Consider the following 14833-nt stretch of genomic DNA (forward strand, 5'->3'; position numbering starts at 1 on the left):
TCAGGTTATGCTATATACCCAGGGCTTGAAACAACTTGGCAATAGAATTGGGTTCGGAAAGCAGAAAAAAGTGCCCGCTGACTTTTTTGTCATCCCTGAATAACTGGGTTTCAATGGCGAGGATGCTGTTTTCATCCGGATTGCTGCTGGAAAGAACCAGGGAAGTGAACACCGCTGCCAGCATGTCAAAAGCAAATACCGGTACCGAGGTGCCAATCTGCAGCTGGGTAAAGTCACTAATGGCCGTAACAAAGGCGCCGGTTAAAATGTTGCCGATTTCATTGATGGTGGAAGTAACCATGTCATCAAGTTGAACAGTGGTGCCCTCCTCCAGCCCCATTAACATATCGGCCAGGCGATAAGTGCTGGTTTCATTGAAGATGTAAAAAACCAGGCCTTTTATATCGCCGTGCAATTTCAAGCTGACGCAGGACACCAGTTCCTCATACCCGCCGATAAGTTCAATGGCTCTTTCAAAGGAAATAAAATCGGCATGCGGAACACCCAGGCCAATTTTGTGGTCCAGCATTTGGGCCAGTGAAGTTGCCGCGTGGCCCAGCCCGATATTGCCGATCTCCTGCAGGGCATCCATTTGCAGTTTGGAAAAGACACCGGTTTCGGTCATTTAATCAATCCTTTCAATACCCAACCTTATTTAACCTTTTTATAAAAACAGGGCGCCAGTTTTTCATAACCCAAATCCTTGTAATTAAAAATCATCTCGCTGCCGCCGATAAACAGAATTCCTCCCGGATTGAGGGAATGATTAAACTTTTTATAAATCCCGTCCTGCGCCTCCCGGGTGAAATAAATGGTGACATTGCGACAAACGATCAGGTCGTAACCTTTCTGATAATCATCTCCCAGCAGATCATGGTAACGAAATACTACTTTTTTCTTAATGCTGTCTTTTAACAGGTAAAAGTCGCCCTGCTTGGTAAAGAAACGCTCTAATCTATTTTTGCTGACATTCTTTAAGCCGTCCCGGTTATACCTGGCCTCCGCCGCTTTTTTCAAAACCTGGCGGTCAATATCGGTGGCGTCAATCCTGCTCCTGGCGGAAAGCCCCATTTCCTCCAGGATGATGGCGATCGAATAAGGTTCCGACCCGTTGGAGCAGGCGGCGCTCCAAATTTTTACCATACTCCGGCCGTGAAACAACCCGGGTAAATATTTATGCTGCAATTCTTCAAATCGCTGGGGGTCCCTGAAAAATTCGGATACGTTGATGGTCAGGTGATCCAAAAATTTTTCATAGCTCTCCCGCTGACCGGTTAGTTGATTGTATAGTTCCCCGTAATCACGCAGCTTTAATTTGCTTAAATACGAATCCAGCCGGCGTTGCAGTTGCTTTTCCTTGTAAGCGTTAAGATCCAGGCGGAAAGTGGTCTTGACCTTTTTTTTAAATTCCTCGAAATCCATTAAATCACCTTGATGCTTTGGCCAATGGTGCGGATCATTACTTCTCCCGTGTCAATATCCAGGTACATGGTTCGACCTTTGTTTCCGCCCACGTCTTCTCCGGCAATTTTTATTGACATATCTTTTAAAATTTGGCGGGACATTTGAATATTCCTCTCACCAATATTAAATAGTTGATTTGCACCGGCCCCGGTAAACATTTGGGCCCCGCCCACCAGTTTGGCCAGGATTCTGCTCTGCACGGCGCCGTGCTTGAGCAAATCCCTGATCACAAGCGGTATGCCGAGGTCGGCATACTTTTCGGGCTTATTGATCCTGGAAAAATCCTTGCTGTTGGGCAACATGATATGAAGCAGGCCGCCGACTCTGACCAGCGGGTCCCAAAGGCTGACCCCGACGCATGAACCCAGCCCCAGGGTTACCAGGCGATGATGTTTGCCGGCAATTTTATATTCGCCAATGCCGACATGGATATCATTTATATTTTTTGCAACTTGCATTCCATCACCTGAATTGATTTATTTTTGCAGGTTATTGGCAATATTCCACATCTGGTCGGCAGTGGTTATTGATTTGGCGTTCAGTTGAAATACGCGCTGGCTTTCAATTAACAATTGCATTTCCTCCACCAGATCGACGTTGGAATTCTCAAGATAACACTGCATTATCCTGCCCGCCGCTTCTTCCCCGGGAGCCACGACGACTGGTTCGCCGCTTTCCCCGGTTTGTCCGAATAAGTTGTCACCCACGGCCATAAGCCCTTCCGGTCTGGGAAATAGAGCCAGTTCAATTTGCCCTATTTCCAGGACCTTGCCCCCGGCATCCTCGCAAGTAATCCTGCCCGATTCATCCACGGTCAAACGGTTGTAGCTTTCAGGCAGTTCTTCCTCAATCAGGGCGTAGCCCTTGCTGTTGACAATTCGCCCGTTTTCGTCAACATGAAAGCCGCCGTCCCTGGTATAAAACACTTCCCCATCCTCACGGACAACCCGGAAAAAGCCGTTGCCCTCAATGGCCAGGTCGAGGTTGCGCCCGGTGTAGGTAACAACCCCCTGGGTAAACCGGCGGGTTGTACCGGAAACTCCCGTGCCGCTGCCCTGGGTTGGAGGCGTGGCTTCCGCCTCCAGCACCGGCAAGCCTTGCGACGCCAGGCGCTGGCGCAGCAATTCCTTAAAATTTACCGACTGCCGCTTAAAACCCGTGGTGTTGATATTGGCAAGATTATTGGCGGTCACGTCCATTCTTTGCATCTGCGCGGCCAGCCCGGACATGCCGTTATATAATGTTCGCAGCAATACGATCACCCCCGGAAGGTAAAATTATCTAACTGTACCCACTTTATTGATGGCCAGGTCCAGCAAGCCATCCTGGGCCTGGATGATTTTCTGGCCTGTTTCATAGGCCCGCACGGCGTTGATCATATTCACCGTTTCCTCCAGCGGGTCAACATTGGCGCCCTCCAAATAGCGCTGCATTATTCCTGGGTTCTCCACCGCTTGGGGCTCCTGGCCCGGGGCCCGGAACAGGCTGTTGCCGGCACGTTCCAGTGTATTGAGATCATTAAAGGCTGCGACGGCCAAAGTATCAATCACCTCGCCATCAATGGCGATATTGCCCTTTTCGTCAACAGTAAAACTTTTATTTTCCGTAATCTGAATGGGACCGCCTGTGCCCATAACCCGGTAACCGTCGCCGTTAACCAGGTACCCCTCCTCATCCAGTTTAAAATTTCCGTTTCTGGTATAGTAAAGCTCATCCCCGCTGTCCGGGTCGGACAGGGTGAAAAAACCCGGCCCGGACAACGCGAAATCGGTGTCGTTTCCGGTTTCCCGCAACATGCCCGGTGAAAAATCCGTAACCACTTGTTTTATTGCCGCGCCCTGGTTTGTTTCACCGATCACTGCACTGCTTAAACCGCCCGGCACGGCGCGTTTATTGCCGAGCTGAATCAACTTGGGAAAAGATTCCGCCATAATCCTGTCTTTTTTATAACCCGGCACGCCGGCGTTGGCCAGGTTATTGGAAACCGCATCCATTCTGGCTATCTGCAGGTTCATCCCTGCGGCGCTGGAGTAAATTCCTCTAATCATATCCGGACTCCTTTCTTGCGGGCGGAATAAGTTGTGCCCCGGTGATAAAGCTTTTCCCTCAGCCTTTGCAGCGCCCTGGCATGTAGCTGGCAAACCCGGGATTCGGTAATCTCAAGGATGCTGCCGATTTCTTTTAAAGTAAGTTCTTCCTGGTAATAAAGGGCCAGCACCAGCCGGTCCCTGTCCGGCAAGTCCTTGATTGCCTCGGCCAGGATTTCTTTTTCATTTTTTTCCGTTACAACTTCCAGCGGGTCCGGGCTATTGGGATCGCTGATCAACTCCCCGAGGGCACCGTCGTTTTCAAAACCGGCCGCTTCATCCAGGGAAACGGGAAAAGCATTATAATATTCCGACGCCAGCCGCCTCAACCTGGCGCTGTCCATCCCCATTTCGGCGGCCAAAGCCTGTTCATCCGCTTTCAAACCCTTCTGTCGCAGTTTTTCTTTCGTATTGCTCAACTGGTGAAACTTCTGCCACTTGCTGCGGGGCACCCAGCTTTGTTTCCTGATTTCGTCCAACATGGCCCCGCGAATTCTGGTGTAGGCATAATTTTTAAACTCGGTGCCCAGGTTGCGGTTATATTTCTCGATGGCGTCCAACAAACCGATAACGCCGTACCCTTCCAGGTCCTCCTGGGTCATGGCGGGTGAAGCGCTAACGGCCAGGCGGCCCGCCAGGTACTTGACCAGCCCCAGGTGTTTCAACACCAGTTGTTCCTTCAGCGAAGGATCCCGGGTTTTACGGTAACTTTCCCAGATATCGAAACCGCCCATTTAATCACCTCGCTCAGAGCAGGCGTTTTTGTTGGGCCATTTTTTCAAAAATAAACCGGACGATTTTATCTTCCTGGCCGAAGTTAATGTTTTCAAATTTGATCCCCAGGTGGTACAACTCTTTGCCGGGGTCAACCTTTTGGGACCGGACCACCCGGGCCGCCAGTTCCATCCGCTCCGGCCTGCTTCGCAATGGCAGCGTAAATATAACCTTGATCAAGGTATTTTCCTTGATTCGCTTCCGCACCGCGATTTTCATGCCGCCGCCGCTTATGTCCACGGTGGTGGCCTTTTTGTATGTCATCGCCTTGTTGTCCCTCTCCAGCACCGCGTATTGGATGTCCATCATCACCTGCAGGCGCACGTGCATCCTTTGCTGCACTCTGTTGATTTCAGCGGGGTAAGCCAGGCGGTAAAGAATAATATTGTCCCTTGCCTCCCCCAGCACCCGGGTTTCAAACATGTAACTGCTTTCGTCCAGGGTAAACCGGACCGTCACCTCGTCATTCCTGCGCAACACCATGGGGCGCTCCTTGAGATAAGGCATGGCAATACTGATGACACCGTTTTTAATATCCTGGATGCTGGAATTAAACAGATCTTTACTATCCTTCTTGGCCACCTGGATTTTTTGACTAATGCGAAGGGTTACCTGTTCCGGCAAAATTTTAACCTCCTGTTACCTGAAAAGCCTGCTGAGTTTGCTGATAAACCCCTTCAGGCCGCTTTCCTCTTCAACCATCCATTTTTTATCTATGAGCGAGAAGGCAATTTTTTTCACGGCCAAAGCTGCCCTGGATGTTGGGCTTGCCAGTATAAAAGGCGATTGTTGTTTTACCGAGCTGACAATTGTTTGATCGTAACATATATCCCCAAGGTAATTCAGCCTGATGGTCAGATATTTGTCGACCAGGTGATTCATCCGGTAGACAGTCTCATTGGACTCGCCGTAACTGCGCACTTGATTGACGATAAAATGAACTTCCCGGTGCAGGTTGAACCTGTCCAGCACCTTGATCAGGCCATAAGCGTCGGCCAGCGACGTGGGCTCTGGTGTAATAACCAGGATCACTTCATCCGCCGCTGCGCAAAACGCCAGCACATCTTTGGATATTCCGGCCCCCGTGTCGATCAAGACAATATCGGCCATCCGGTCCAGTTTTTCCAAATTTTTCACCAGGTTTGAACGTTGCTTTGCTGTAAGGTTGGCCAGCTCCAGGAAACCCGACCCGCCGGAAATGATGCTGATTCCTCCGGGGCCCGGAAAGAGGATGTTTTCTATGGATACATCCCGGTATAAATGATCATAAAGGGTCCGGCGCGGGGTGACGCCCAGCAATACGTCCACGTTGGCCAACCCCAGGTCGGCGTCAAATATGATCACCCGCCGGCCGGCCTGAGCCAGGGCGATGGCCAGGTTGACCGTGATATTGGTCTTTCCGACGCCGCCTTTGCCGCTGGTTATGGTAATAATCCGCGCACCCCGGGCGGGCACTGGATTTTCCGAGGGGGGCGCTTCTTTATCTTCCCTGATGAATCCGCGCTTAATAATCCTCATCCAGCACAACGCCCCCGAGAATAATTTCGGCAAGCCGCTTGGGAGTAATTTTGTCGATATCGTCCGGCACGTTTTGCCCGTTGGTCACGTAAGTTACCGGCACACCGGTATTACAAACCAGGTTCAGCATGGAACCGTATGTATCCGTTTCATCCAGCTTGGTCATGATGATTCCGTTATACCCCACCGGCCTGAAATCATTGGCAATTCTAACCAGGTCGCGGTTTTTGGTGGGAGTGCTTAAAACTAGCAGAATATTCTGGGGTTCAGTTACGGCGCCGGTAAAGGAGTGCAGTTCCAGCACCTGACTTTTATTCAGGGACGGCCTGCCCTCGGTATCGATAAACACAACATCCTTGTCGCGGTGTGATTCCACGGCCCGGGCAAGCTCCGCCGGGGTCATCACCACCTCCACCGGAACCCCGATGATATCGCCGTAAAAGTTCAGTTTTTCCACGGCTCCGAACCGGTGGTTGAATACCGTGATCATGGCGATTTGCTTGTTCTCCACCACTTTGAGCCTGGTGGCAAGCTTGGCCAGGGTCAGGGTTTTCCCCACCCCGGTGGGCCCGATAAACGTATTGACTCTGGCCTTGTTTTCCTTGTTGTAAGCATGCTTAACCAGCTCTACTATTCTGGCCTTTAAATGTACCCTGAAAATGTCGTCGGAACTGAACTGTTCCTGCTCAGGGTTGGAGGTAAAATCTTTAAACAAAATATCAATGATGGCATCGTCAACTTCCATCTGGCGAAGTATTTTTTTCCATTTATCCACAACCCCGGATCCCAAACCGGCATCCTCCTTGTCCATTTCTTGCCGTAAAATAATTCTGAACCAGTTATTTTCCCTGTCACCGGAGATGGCAACAATGGGATCCGGCAGCTTGGCCGGTACAATGCTTCCCGGGATGATCCGCCGCGGCGTGGCAGGTGTATGACCCGGGGGATCCACAGCCTCCGGCCGGGTCCGAACCGTTCCCGCGTTGACCAGGGGCGGCTGTTCAGGCGGTTCAATGGCATTTTGGGGTTTCGGATAATTCACCGGAATATCATCCACCGCCGCGGTAACCTCTATTTTACGGGGTCCGAACAGTTGCCTGAGGCTTCTAACCGGCTCCCTGGCGGTATTGATGATCACGGCGTCTTCCCCCAACTCCCGGCGAATTTGTTGCATCGCCTGTTGCATATCGGTTGCCACGAATTTTTTAATTTTCATCCATTACCACCGTCCCAACGGCTTCAATCTCAATTTCAGGGATAATTTCATTAATGGACAGCACTGCCGTGTCCGGCATCTGGCGGTTCAAAAACCGCCTGAGGGGCAGGCGCAGTCGCGGCGAACACAGCAATACCGGCGAGTAACCCCGGCCCGTTGCCTTGGCAAGCGTGCCGGCAATGGCATCCAGAACCCTGCGGGCCAGGCCCGGTTCCAGCACCGGGTAATTACCCAGCTGGGTGGGTTGAATAGCGTCCGCCAGCATTTGCTCAAGCTTGGGGTGTAAAGTGATTACCTGAAGCTTGTTGTCCCGGTTCAGCAGGCTGCGGCAGATGGTGCGGGCAAGCGCCTGGCGCGCGTGCTCAATTAAAAAGTCCAGGTCTTTATTCATGCGGGCGCCGTCCCCCAGCGCCTCAAGGATAGTGATGATATCCCGGATGTTGACGTTTTCCTTGAGCAGGTGCTGTAATACTTTTTGCACTTCGCCCACCGTCATCAGTTCGGGCACGAGCTCATCAACCACTGCAGGATTGCTTTCCCGGACCACATCCAGTAGCTCCTTGACATCCTGGCGGCCGAGCAACTCATGGGCATGCTTTTTGATAAATTCGGTCAAATGCGTAACCAGCACCGTGGAGCAATCCACTACGGTAAAGCCTTCCATTTCCGCCTGGTCCTTTTTGTCCCCGGTAATCCACCAGGCGGGCAGTCCAAAGGTGGGCTCGGTGGTGGGAATGCCCGGCACGTTGATTTCCTGGCCGGCGGGGTTGAGCGCCAGAAAATGTCCGGGCATCAATTCGCCGCCGTCAATTTCCTCCCCCCGGATTTTAAATACATAGCGGTTGGGCGGCAGTTGTAAATTATCCCTGATGCGAATCGGCCGCACGTAAACACCCATTTCAACGGCGGACTGCCGGCGGACGGTGGCGAGCCTTTGCAGCAGATCCCCACCGGATTGCTCGTCGGTCAGGGGGATCAAATTATAGCCAATTTCAATTTGCAGCGGGTCGGTTTCCAGCAGTTGCAGCACGTTTTCCGGCTCCCGTTGCTCCCGCACCTGCTTCCTGGCCTGTTCCTCCCGGGCCGAAATTTCCTTTTGTCTTTGCTCGTTCAACAAGGTATATCCCAAAAAGCCCACCGAACCCGCCAGGATGAAGAACACCAGCCCCGGCATGGCCGGTATCAACCCGATGACAAATAAAATTCCCGCTACGATGAACAAAATTTTGGGGAAGTTTAAAAACTGCCTGGTTAAATCGGTGCCGAAACTGGCATCGGTGGTCGCCCGGGTGACCAGGATGCCGGAGGCGGTGGAAATCAATACCGCCGGGATCTGGGAAACCAGACCGTCCCCAATGGTTAAAATGGTATAGGTTTGCAGTGAACTCATGATATCCATGTTTTTTTGCAATACACCGATGGTGATGCCGCCGATGATGTTGATCACAATAATTACAATACCGGCAATGGCGTCGCCGCGCACGAATTTGCTGGCGCCGTCCATGGCGCCGAAAAAATCGGCCTCGCGCTGCAATTTACGCCGGCGTTCGCGGGCCTCCTCCTCGGTGATCAGGCCGCTGTTGAACTCGGCGTCGATGCTCATCTGCTTCCCGGGCATGGCGTCCAGGGTGAAGCGGGCCGCAACCTCGGACACCCTGCCCGCGCCGCTGGTAATGACCACGAACTGAATCACTGTGATAATGATAAATACGATTGCTCCCACAATATAATTACCGCCCACCACAAACTGGCCGAAAGCGTTGATGATCTTACCGGCCTGGGCGTCGCCGAGGATCAACCGGGTGGAGGAAATGTTCAAAGACAGCCTGTACAGTGTCGTCACCAGGAGCAACGCCGGAAATACGGAAAACTGCAACGGCTCGGTGGTGAACATCGTAATCAGGATGATCACCAGGGACACCGTAATGCTGATGGTCAAAAATATATCCAGCGCCAGTGGCGGCAGTGGAATAATGATCAGCAGCACGATGCCCAAAATGGCGGCGGCAACCAGTAAATCCGTATTCTTTTTAATCCGGCGCCCGAGATGGGCTTTGGTATAGGTTGTCATTACTTTCCTCCAAAAACTAAACCACTTTTCCTTTTAACCTGTAGACCATGGCGATAATTTCGGCGATGGCCCGGTAAAGTTCCACGGGTATTTCCCTGCCCACATCAACCTGGTAAAGCGCCCGGGCCACCGGCGGGTTCTCCACCACCGGGACATCGTTTTGCCGGGCCAGCCTTTTGATAACCGGCACCAGGTCACCGGCCCCCTTGGCCGTAACCACCGGGGCGCTCATTTCCTTTTCTTCGTACCTTACGGCCACGGCCACGTGGATGGGGTTGGTGACCACCACCGTGGCCCGGGGCACCTCCCGGCGAATGGCGTTCATAATCATCTCGCGCTGCCGGCGGCGCAGCCATGATTTAACCAGCGGGTCTCCCTCGGTCTGCTTGAGCTCGTCCTTTACCTCCTGCCTGGTCATGCGCAGGTTCTTGATATACTCGTACCGCTGGAACAGCAGGTCAAAAAAGGAAATAACCAAAAACGCGCCACCGCCGGCAAAGGCGGCGGCCAGCAGGGCGGCGGCAATGAGATCCAGCATTTGCGCCGGCGTTTTAAAGTAAATCAACAACATTTCGGGCAGCCGGGCTTTGACGACGAAATACACCACGGCGGCCACGATAATTATTTTTAAAGTATTTTTAACCAGTTCGAACAGGCTGCGCAGGCTGAAAATTCTCTTCAGGCCCTCCACCGGGTTCAGCCGCTCCAGCTTGGGCTGCAACACCTGGGGCGCAAACAGCACACCCACCTGCACCACGCTGGCCGCCACGGCAATTGCGACAATGCCCGCCAGCACCGGCATAATGACCAGGCACATCCGGGCCGTAAATCCAAGCGCGTAAAAAAGAAGGTTTTCAGCGGGCAAGTCCAAAGTTGGGGCGGCACGGTAATATTCCAACAGCAACCTCTGCATCGAGATGACCATGGAATCTTTTAAAAAGGCGATCATCGCCAGGGCAAAAAGCAGAATGATAGCGGCGCTGAGGTCCCGGCTCCTGGGAACCTGGCCTTTTTTCCGGGCTTCCCGTAACCTTCGCGGTGACGGGGCTTCGGTTTTCTGCTGCGAACTGCCGCCGGACATCAGGTCATTCCTTTCAACAAGGTTAGAATATCGCGCTCGATGACGCCGCAAAGCGAGTAAATGATGCGCACCAGCGCGGGAACCATCACGCTGAGGGTAATCATACCGAAAATAATCTTAATGGGAAAGCCCAGCATAAACACGTTGATCTGCGGAGCGGTGCGGGCCAGCAGCCCCAGTGTAACGTCAATTACCAGCATCACGGCAATCAGCGGCGCCGCTATTTGCACTCCGGTGTTGATCATCTGGGCAAACGCCTTGATGAAAAATAACGCTGTTGCGCCGCCGGCCTGCGCGACGTTGACCGGTACAACGTCAAAGCTTCCAACCAGGGCGGCGATGATCATATGGTGGCCGTTGAAACTCAGCAGCACGGCCAGCCCTAAAAGGTGCATGAACCGCGACATGATGCCCGCCATGGACCCGGATACGGGATCAAAGATGATGCTCATAAAATATCCGATGTGGATATCGATCAAACTGCCGGCGAAAACCAGCGCGTTTAACACCAGGCCTGCTATGTATCCCATCGCCAACCCCACCAGCGTTTCCCGGAACAGCGCGAAAATATAGTACCAGCCGTTGGTGATGTCAATCCCCGGCTTCGGGTCCACCAGCGGGAAAACGATTATTGCCACCAAAAAAGACAGCCCAACCTTGACCAATCCGGGGATGTTGGCCATGGAAAACAACGGCCCTACGGCAAAAAAGGCGGAAATCCTGGCCAGTACCAGCATAAACAGGGCAAGCTGGTTGATGTCGAACAATTCCATGTACCCCTTACCTGAGCAGGTCCGGAATCCGGTTGTAAACGCGGTTGGTGAAGTTCACCATCACCCGGGCGGTCCACGGCGCCAGCACGGCCAGGGTAATGAACACGGCGATGATTTTGGGCACAAAGGTGAGGGACTGCTCCTGGACCTGGGTGGTGGCCTGCAAAATGCTGATCACCAGACCCACCAGCAAAGAAACGGCCAGCGGCGGCAAAGCGATGATGCACACCATTAACAGCGCCTCCCGCACCAGTTCGATAATTAATGTTTCCGACATCTGACTTCCTCCCACCTTGCGCGCCCGGTTAGAAGCTTTCCACCAGGGTTTTAACCACCAGATACCAACCGTCAACCATTACAAACAGCAGTATTTTAAACGGCAGTGAAATCATCACCGGCGGCAGCATGAACATGCCCATGGACATCAACGTGCTGGCCACCACCATGTCAATGACCAGGAAAGGAACATAAATCATAAAACCAATCTGAAAAGCCGTTTTTAATTCGCTGATCACGAAAGCCGGCATTAAAACCGTGGCTGGCAAGTCCCGCTCGTTATCCGGCCTGTCCATGCCTGAAAGTTTGACGAACAAAGCAAGATCCTTTTCCCTTGTTTGCTTGAGCATGAAGGATCGCAGGGGCGCGTAGGCTTTTTCCCAGGCCTGCTGCTGGGAAATTTGATTATCCAGGTAAGGCCTGATAGCCTGCTCGTTAACCTGTTGAAACACCGGAGCCATAATAAATACGGTCAGGAACAGCGCCAGTCCGATGATCACCTGGTTGGGCGGGGTTTGCTGCGTGCCCAGGGCGCTGCGCAGCAGCGACAACACAACGACGATCCGGGTAAAGCTGGTCATCATCAATATAAACGCCGGCACCAGGGACAACAGGGTCAGCATGACCAGGATTTTAACGCTATTTACCACCTGTTCCGGCTCATCAGTGGGCTGAATATTCAGGTCGATGCCCGGTAGCGGCTGGGCGTACGCCTGGCCGGTATGATACAGCAGGATAAATGAAATAACCAGCAGTGGAAATATTACTATGGACAGTTTTTGCCGTAACAGTTTCAATGGTTGTTCCCGCCTTTTGCATGCTCCGCAGTATCTATCAGCCTGTCACAGCGGATTCGGAGAATTACTTTTTCGATTTATCGCCAAACGGTCCGAGGTATTTCAGCCATACTCCCGGCCCTGGCCGGCCAGGCAATTCTGTTTCTATTGCCGCAGGTAATTCGTCCATTTCCCGAACCACAACCATGCTGCCCTCCTGGTGGGCCAAAAGGAGGTACTTGTCCCCCACCTGGACCAGCGAGAGCCCGCATTTGGGGCCCAGGGACACCTGCTCCACAAGTCGCATCCGCTTTCCCCGGCCGTGCACCGGCAGATATTTGGCGCCAAAACCAAACTTTACCGCAAGGTAGGCCAGGCCGCAAATTAACGGCAACAGGATGATAATGCGCAACAGGGCCGCCAGCATTTCCCTATCCATCTTTGCCCACGCCTTTATCCGGATCATTATATGTTTTGGGGTCGTAGATGCGGTCCACCCGGATGCCCAGGTTATTACCGATAATAATAACCTCGCCCCGGGCGAAATCCCGCCCGTTGATTTTGAGATTGACGGTGTCGCCCGCCGGTTTGTCCAGTTCTATCACCGTCTCTTCCTTCATGTTCAAAATGTCCCTGACCGTCATGGACGCCTCACCCAGTTCGGCCCAGATTTCCACGGTGACATCATCGATAAAATCAACGGGCAGCCTTGATTGCGGCAAACCGGGATCAGCCCGTAGCGCGGGGTATTTAACTTTTTTAATTGACGTTTTCTGTTTGTGGAAATTGCCCAGAAAATCGTCCAGTTCCCGTTGAGTGAGCACGTTTTTCAATCTCCTTGGTATATTGACCAGTTAATTAGCAATTATTGGACTATGTACTGGGTAAAGTAAATTTTTTTCACCACGTCTTCGTTCAACCCGGCATTTATGGCCTTGATGAGTTCCCGTTTTAATTTGTCGGTGGCCTCCGGAGGGGCGACATCATCCACGGTCTTCTTGCGCAGGGTGAGCAAAATAATTTCAATGACCTGATGTTTCTTTTCACTGATCAGTTCTTCCATTTTTTTGTCTTCCGGGTACTCAATGGTAATTTCTGTTTTAAGGAAATGGTTGCCGTCCGCCAGGTTGATGACCATCTCGCCCAGATCCATGGAGGCCAGCACCACTTTCTCCTTCTTTTTCTCCTCTGTTTTGGCCTCTTTGTTATCGGGGTCGAAAAACTTAAAGTAGCCGATCACCATGCCCGCGCCTACCAGGAAGACGATCAGCATCATGACGAACATCAAGAACATGTTCCCCGGTCCCTGCTGTTTTTCCGGTGTTCCGTTCTTTTGTGTTTCTTTTTTGGGGGGTCGTAAAGCCATTTTCACTCACCCTAACTAAATTTATCGTACCGCCGGCCGGCATTAATTATTGATGCCGCGCCGTTTTCCCGCGCGCCGTAACGGCGCGCGGGAACAGCTCGGAAATTTGTTAGTTACCTTTTCAGCTGAATCAATTCCTCCAGCAAGGTGTCGGATACCGTAATCACCCTGGCGTTGGCCTGGAAGCCCCGCTGGGTGGTAATCATGTTGGCGAACTCGTCGGAAAGGTCGACGTTGGACATCTCCAGATAGCCGGAGTTAATTTTGCAACCAGCGTTAGTAGCTGTTGTGTGAGTTACTGTACCCGAAGAAACTGTCGCTTCGTACAGGTTATTACCCTTTTTACTAAGCCCCTCGTAATTCGGGCAGGTGGCTATGCCAATTTGTGGGGCACTGGCTGGGTCTGTATTTCCGTTTATATAAATCCTACCCTGATCATCTATTGAAATAGAATTAATAGAAGTACCCAAACTTGGCAATGTGTTGCCGTCAGCACCACAAACCTTTAATCCATCAGCATTAACTAACTGACCCGTGCTATCAATAAAAAATGCTCCATCTCTTGTGTAATATTTATTTGTTCCATCTGTTAATATAAACAGGCCGTTGCCTTGAATGGCCAAATCCAGCGTCCGGTTGGTGTTTTGCAGGGCGCCCGGTGTAAAATTAGCACTGGTACTGCCTATTTTAGATCCGGTGCCGATTTGCACGGGATTGGTGCTTTTACCGCCGCCCCTGAGTGTTTGGTAGATCACATCTTGAAAATTGGCCCGGCTGGATTTAAAGCCGGTGGTGTTGACGTTGGCAATGTTGTTGCCGATAACATCCATGCGCATCTGGTGCGCGCGCATACCCGATACGCCGGAAAATAATGACCTCAGCATGAATTTATACCTCCCGTAATGCGGCCGCCTCGGTCGTTCGGCAGCCGCTCAACCCCCCTGTTCGGACCGGGTTGTTATTGTTTTTTGATAATGATCGCTCCGTCTATGTTGGTAAAAATCCTGTCTTCCACATCATCACCGTGCATGGCTGTTACTATGGTCCTGTTTTTAATGCTTGCCACCATGGCCAGGTCTCCGTAGATCAGGAGCGATTCCCTGACTCCCTTGGATTCCGCCCGGTTAATCGCCCTGGTAATATTCTGCATGTCCCTTTCATTTAACATAATATCTCTTTCCTGCAGGCGCTGCCGGGCATGACTGGAAATCTTGACTTGAACTGCGGATTCAAGTTCCCGGAACAATAGATCCTGGAATTTTTCCCGGGTTGGATTGACTAACGGTTTCTTTTTGATTTGCTGCTGCTGGATTAACGGTTCCGGAACAACGCGTATTCCCTTAATTTCCAACTGTATTCACCTGACCTGGTTTGTTTGTTAAACGCCGGGATCCGGTTCGGAATCAGCGGACAGATTCGGTTCTTCCCCGG

19 protein-coding genes are annotated in these 14833 nt (G+C 51.9%); all 19 read right to left on the minus strand.

Features of this window, described 5'->3' with window-relative positions; genetic code table 11:
• Window positions 1-10: 10 nt before the first annotated feature.
• The 19 genes from IT084_RS02980 to IT084_RS03070 all read right to left on the minus strand — a co-directional run bounded on the left by IT084_RS02980 (window position 11) and on the right by IT084_RS03070 (window position 14753).
• Entirely contained in the window at window positions 11-625 is a 615-nt protein-coding gene (locus IT084_RS02980) for a chemotaxis protein CheC (protein ID WP_195710993.1), read from the minus strand.
• Window positions 626-651: 26 nt separating this feature from the next.
• Complete coding sequence (locus tag IT084_RS02985; RefSeq protein ID WP_195710994.1) at window positions 652-1422, minus strand: protein-glutamate O-methyltransferase CheR; 771 nt, start codon at window positions 1420-1422, stop codon at window positions 652-654.
• Window positions 1422-1922, minus strand: a complete 501-nt coding sequence (locus IT084_RS02990) for a chemotaxis protein CheD (RefSeq protein WP_195710995.1) — start codon at window positions 1920-1922, stop codon at window positions 1422-1424. The genes IT084_RS02985 and IT084_RS02990 overlap by 1 nt, the downstream gene beginning before the upstream one ends.
• 18 nt (window positions 1923-1940) lie before the next feature.
• Complete coding sequence (flgG, locus tag IT084_RS02995; RefSeq protein WP_195710996.1) at window positions 1941-2717, minus strand: flagellar basal-body rod protein FlgG; 777 nt, start codon at window positions 2715-2717, stop codon at window positions 1941-1943.
• A gap of 24 nt (window positions 2718-2741) precedes the next feature.
• Complete coding sequence (flgF, locus tag IT084_RS03000) at window positions 2742-3512, minus strand: flagellar basal-body rod protein FlgF (RefSeq protein WP_195710997.1); 771 nt, start codon at window positions 3510-3512, stop codon at window positions 2742-2744.
• On the minus strand, window positions 3509-4285 hold the full coding sequence (locus IT084_RS03005; protein WP_195710999.1) for a FliA/WhiG family RNA polymerase sigma factor: 777 nt from the start codon (window positions 4283-4285) through the stop codon (window positions 3509-3511). Before IT084_RS03005 ends, flgF (IT084_RS03000) begins: the two co-directional genes overlap by 4 nt.
• 13 nt (window positions 4286-4298) lie before the next feature.
• Complete coding sequence (locus tag IT084_RS03010; RefSeq protein ID WP_195711009.1) at window positions 4299-4949, minus strand: flagellar brake protein; 651 nt, start codon at window positions 4947-4949, stop codon at window positions 4299-4301.
• A gap of 15 nt (window positions 4950-4964) precedes the next feature.
• Window positions 4965-5843, minus strand: a complete 879-nt coding sequence (locus IT084_RS03015; RefSeq protein ID WP_195711011.1) for a MinD/ParA family protein — start codon at window positions 5841-5843, stop codon at window positions 4965-4967.
• Window positions 5830-7059, minus strand: a complete 1230-nt coding sequence (gene flhF, locus IT084_RS03020) for a flagellar biosynthesis protein FlhF (protein WP_195711013.1) — start codon at window positions 7057-7059, stop codon at window positions 5830-5832. The genes IT084_RS03015 and flhF overlap by 14 nt, the downstream gene beginning before the upstream one ends.
• Window positions 7049-9130 carry a flagellar biosynthesis protein FlhA gene (flhA, locus tag IT084_RS03025; RefSeq protein WP_195711015.1) on the minus strand — a complete coding sequence of 694 codons (2082 nt, stop codon included), beginning with the start codon at window positions 9128-9130 and terminating at the stop codon, window positions 7049-7051. The genes flhF and flhA overlap by 11 nt, the downstream gene beginning before the upstream one ends.
• A 16-nt stretch (window positions 9131-9146) precedes the next feature.
• Window positions 9147-10211: a flagellar biosynthesis protein FlhB gene (gene flhB, locus IT084_RS03030; protein WP_195711017.1), complete on the minus strand. Its 1065-nt coding sequence runs from the start codon at window positions 10209-10211 to the stop codon at window positions 9147-9149.
• Complete coding sequence (gene fliR / locus IT084_RS03035; protein WP_195711019.1) at window positions 10211-10984, minus strand: flagellar biosynthetic protein FliR; 774 nt, start codon at window positions 10982-10984, stop codon at window positions 10211-10213. Before fliR ends, flhB begins: the two co-directional genes overlap by 1 nt.
• A gap of 7 nt (window positions 10985-10991) precedes the next feature.
• Complete coding sequence (gene fliQ, locus IT084_RS03040) at window positions 10992-11261, minus strand: flagellar biosynthesis protein FliQ (protein ID WP_195711021.1); 270 nt, start codon at window positions 11259-11261, stop codon at window positions 10992-10994.
• Window positions 11262-11289: 28 nt separating this feature from the next.
• Window positions 11290-12057, minus strand: coding sequence for a flagellar type III secretion system pore protein FliP (gene fliP, locus IT084_RS03045; RefSeq protein ID WP_195711023.1), 768 nt, complete (start codon window positions 12055-12057; stop codon window positions 11290-11292).
• Window positions 12058-12121: 64 nt separating this feature from the next.
• Complete coding sequence (gene fliO, locus IT084_RS03050; RefSeq protein ID WP_195711025.1) at window positions 12122-12475, minus strand: flagellar biosynthetic protein FliO; 354 nt, start codon at window positions 12473-12475, stop codon at window positions 12122-12124.
• The gene (locus IT084_RS18100; RefSeq protein ID WP_195711028.1) at window positions 12468-12860 is read right to left on the minus strand and encodes a FliM/FliN family flagellar motor switch protein; all 393 of its coding nucleotides are present in this window, start codon (window positions 12858-12860) and stop codon (window positions 12468-12470) included. Before IT084_RS18100 ends, fliO begins: the two co-directional genes overlap by 8 nt.
• A gap of 41 nt (window positions 12861-12901) precedes the next feature.
• Window positions 12902-13402 (minus strand): flagellar basal body-associated protein FliL, encoded by a 501-nt coding sequence (fliL, locus tag IT084_RS03060; protein WP_195711030.1) that lies wholly within the window; start codon window positions 13400-13402, stop codon window positions 12902-12904.
• 113 nt (window positions 13403-13515) lie between these two features.
• Window positions 13516-14286 carry a flagellar basal-body rod protein FlgF gene (flgF, locus tag IT084_RS03065; protein ID WP_195711031.1) on the minus strand — a complete coding sequence of 257 codons (771 nt, stop codon included), beginning with the start codon at window positions 14284-14286 and terminating at the stop codon, window positions 13516-13518.
• A 74-nt stretch (window positions 14287-14360) separates the two neighbouring features.
• Window positions 14361-14753 (minus strand): TIGR02530 family flagellar biosynthesis protein, encoded by a 393-nt coding sequence (locus tag IT084_RS03070; protein WP_195711033.1) that lies wholly within the window; start codon window positions 14751-14753, stop codon window positions 14361-14363.
• Window positions 14754-14833 lie beyond the last annotated feature (80 nt).

Source organism: Desulfallas sp. Bu1-1 (assembly GCF_015594625.1).
Lineage (GTDB): Bacteria > Bacillota > Desulfotomaculia > Desulfotomaculales > Desulfallaceae > JADNRQ01.

What these genes read in the sequence shown, in the direction of transcription:
- IT084_RS03015 (WP_195711011.1), bottom strand. Translation starts at nt 5,843, where the DNA reads ATGAGGATTATTAAGCGCGGATTCATCAGGGAAGATAAAGAAGCGCCC.
- IT084_RS03005 (WP_195710999.1), bottom strand. Translation starts at nt 4,285, where the DNA reads ATGGGCGGTTTCGATATCTGGGAAAGTTACCGTAAAACCCGGGATCCT.
- fliL (WP_195711030.1), bottom strand. Translation starts at nt 13,402, where the DNA reads ATGGCTTTACGACCCCCCAAAAAAGAAACACAAAAGAACGGAACACCG.
- flhA (WP_195711015.1), bottom strand. Translation starts at nt 9,130, where the DNA reads ATGACAACCTATACCAAAGCCCATCTCGGGCGCCGGATTAAAAAGAAT.
- flhB (WP_195711017.1), bottom strand. Translation starts at nt 10,211, where the DNA reads ATGTCCGGCGGCAGTTCGCAGCAGAAAACCGAAGCCCCGTCACCGCGA.
- fliR (WP_195711019.1), bottom strand. Translation starts at nt 10,984, where the DNA reads ATGGAATTGTTCGACATCAACCAGCTTGCCCTGTTTATGCTGGTACTG.
- flgF (WP_195711031.1), bottom strand. Translation starts at nt 14,286, where the DNA reads ATGCTGAGGTCATTATTTTCCGGCGTATCGGGTATGCGCGCGCACCAG.
- flgF (WP_195710997.1), bottom strand. Translation starts at nt 3,512, where the DNA reads ATGATTAGAGGAATTTACTCCAGCGCCGCAGGGATGAACCTGCAGATA.
- IT084_RS02980 (WP_195710993.1), bottom strand. Translation starts at nt 625, where the DNA reads ATGACCGAAACCGGTGTCTTTTCCAAACTGCAAATGGATGCCCTGCAG.
- IT084_RS02990 (WP_195710995.1), bottom strand. Translation starts at nt 1,922, where the DNA reads ATGCAAGTTGCAAAAAATATAAATGATATCCATGTCGGCATTGGCGAA.
- IT084_RS02985 (WP_195710994.1), bottom strand. Translation starts at nt 1,422, where the DNA reads ATGGATTTCGAGGAATTTAAAAAAAAGGTCAAGACCACTTTCCGCCTG.
- flhF (WP_195711013.1), bottom strand. Translation starts at nt 7,059, where the DNA reads ATGAAAATTAAAAAATTCGTGGCAACCGATATGCAACAGGCGATGCAA.
- fliO (WP_195711025.1), bottom strand. Translation starts at nt 12,475, where the DNA reads ATGGATAGGGAAATGCTGGCGGCCCTGTTGCGCATTATCATCCTGTTG.
- fliQ (WP_195711021.1), bottom strand. Translation starts at nt 11,261, where the DNA reads ATGTCGGAAACATTAATTATCGAACTGGTGCGGGAGGCGCTGTTAATG.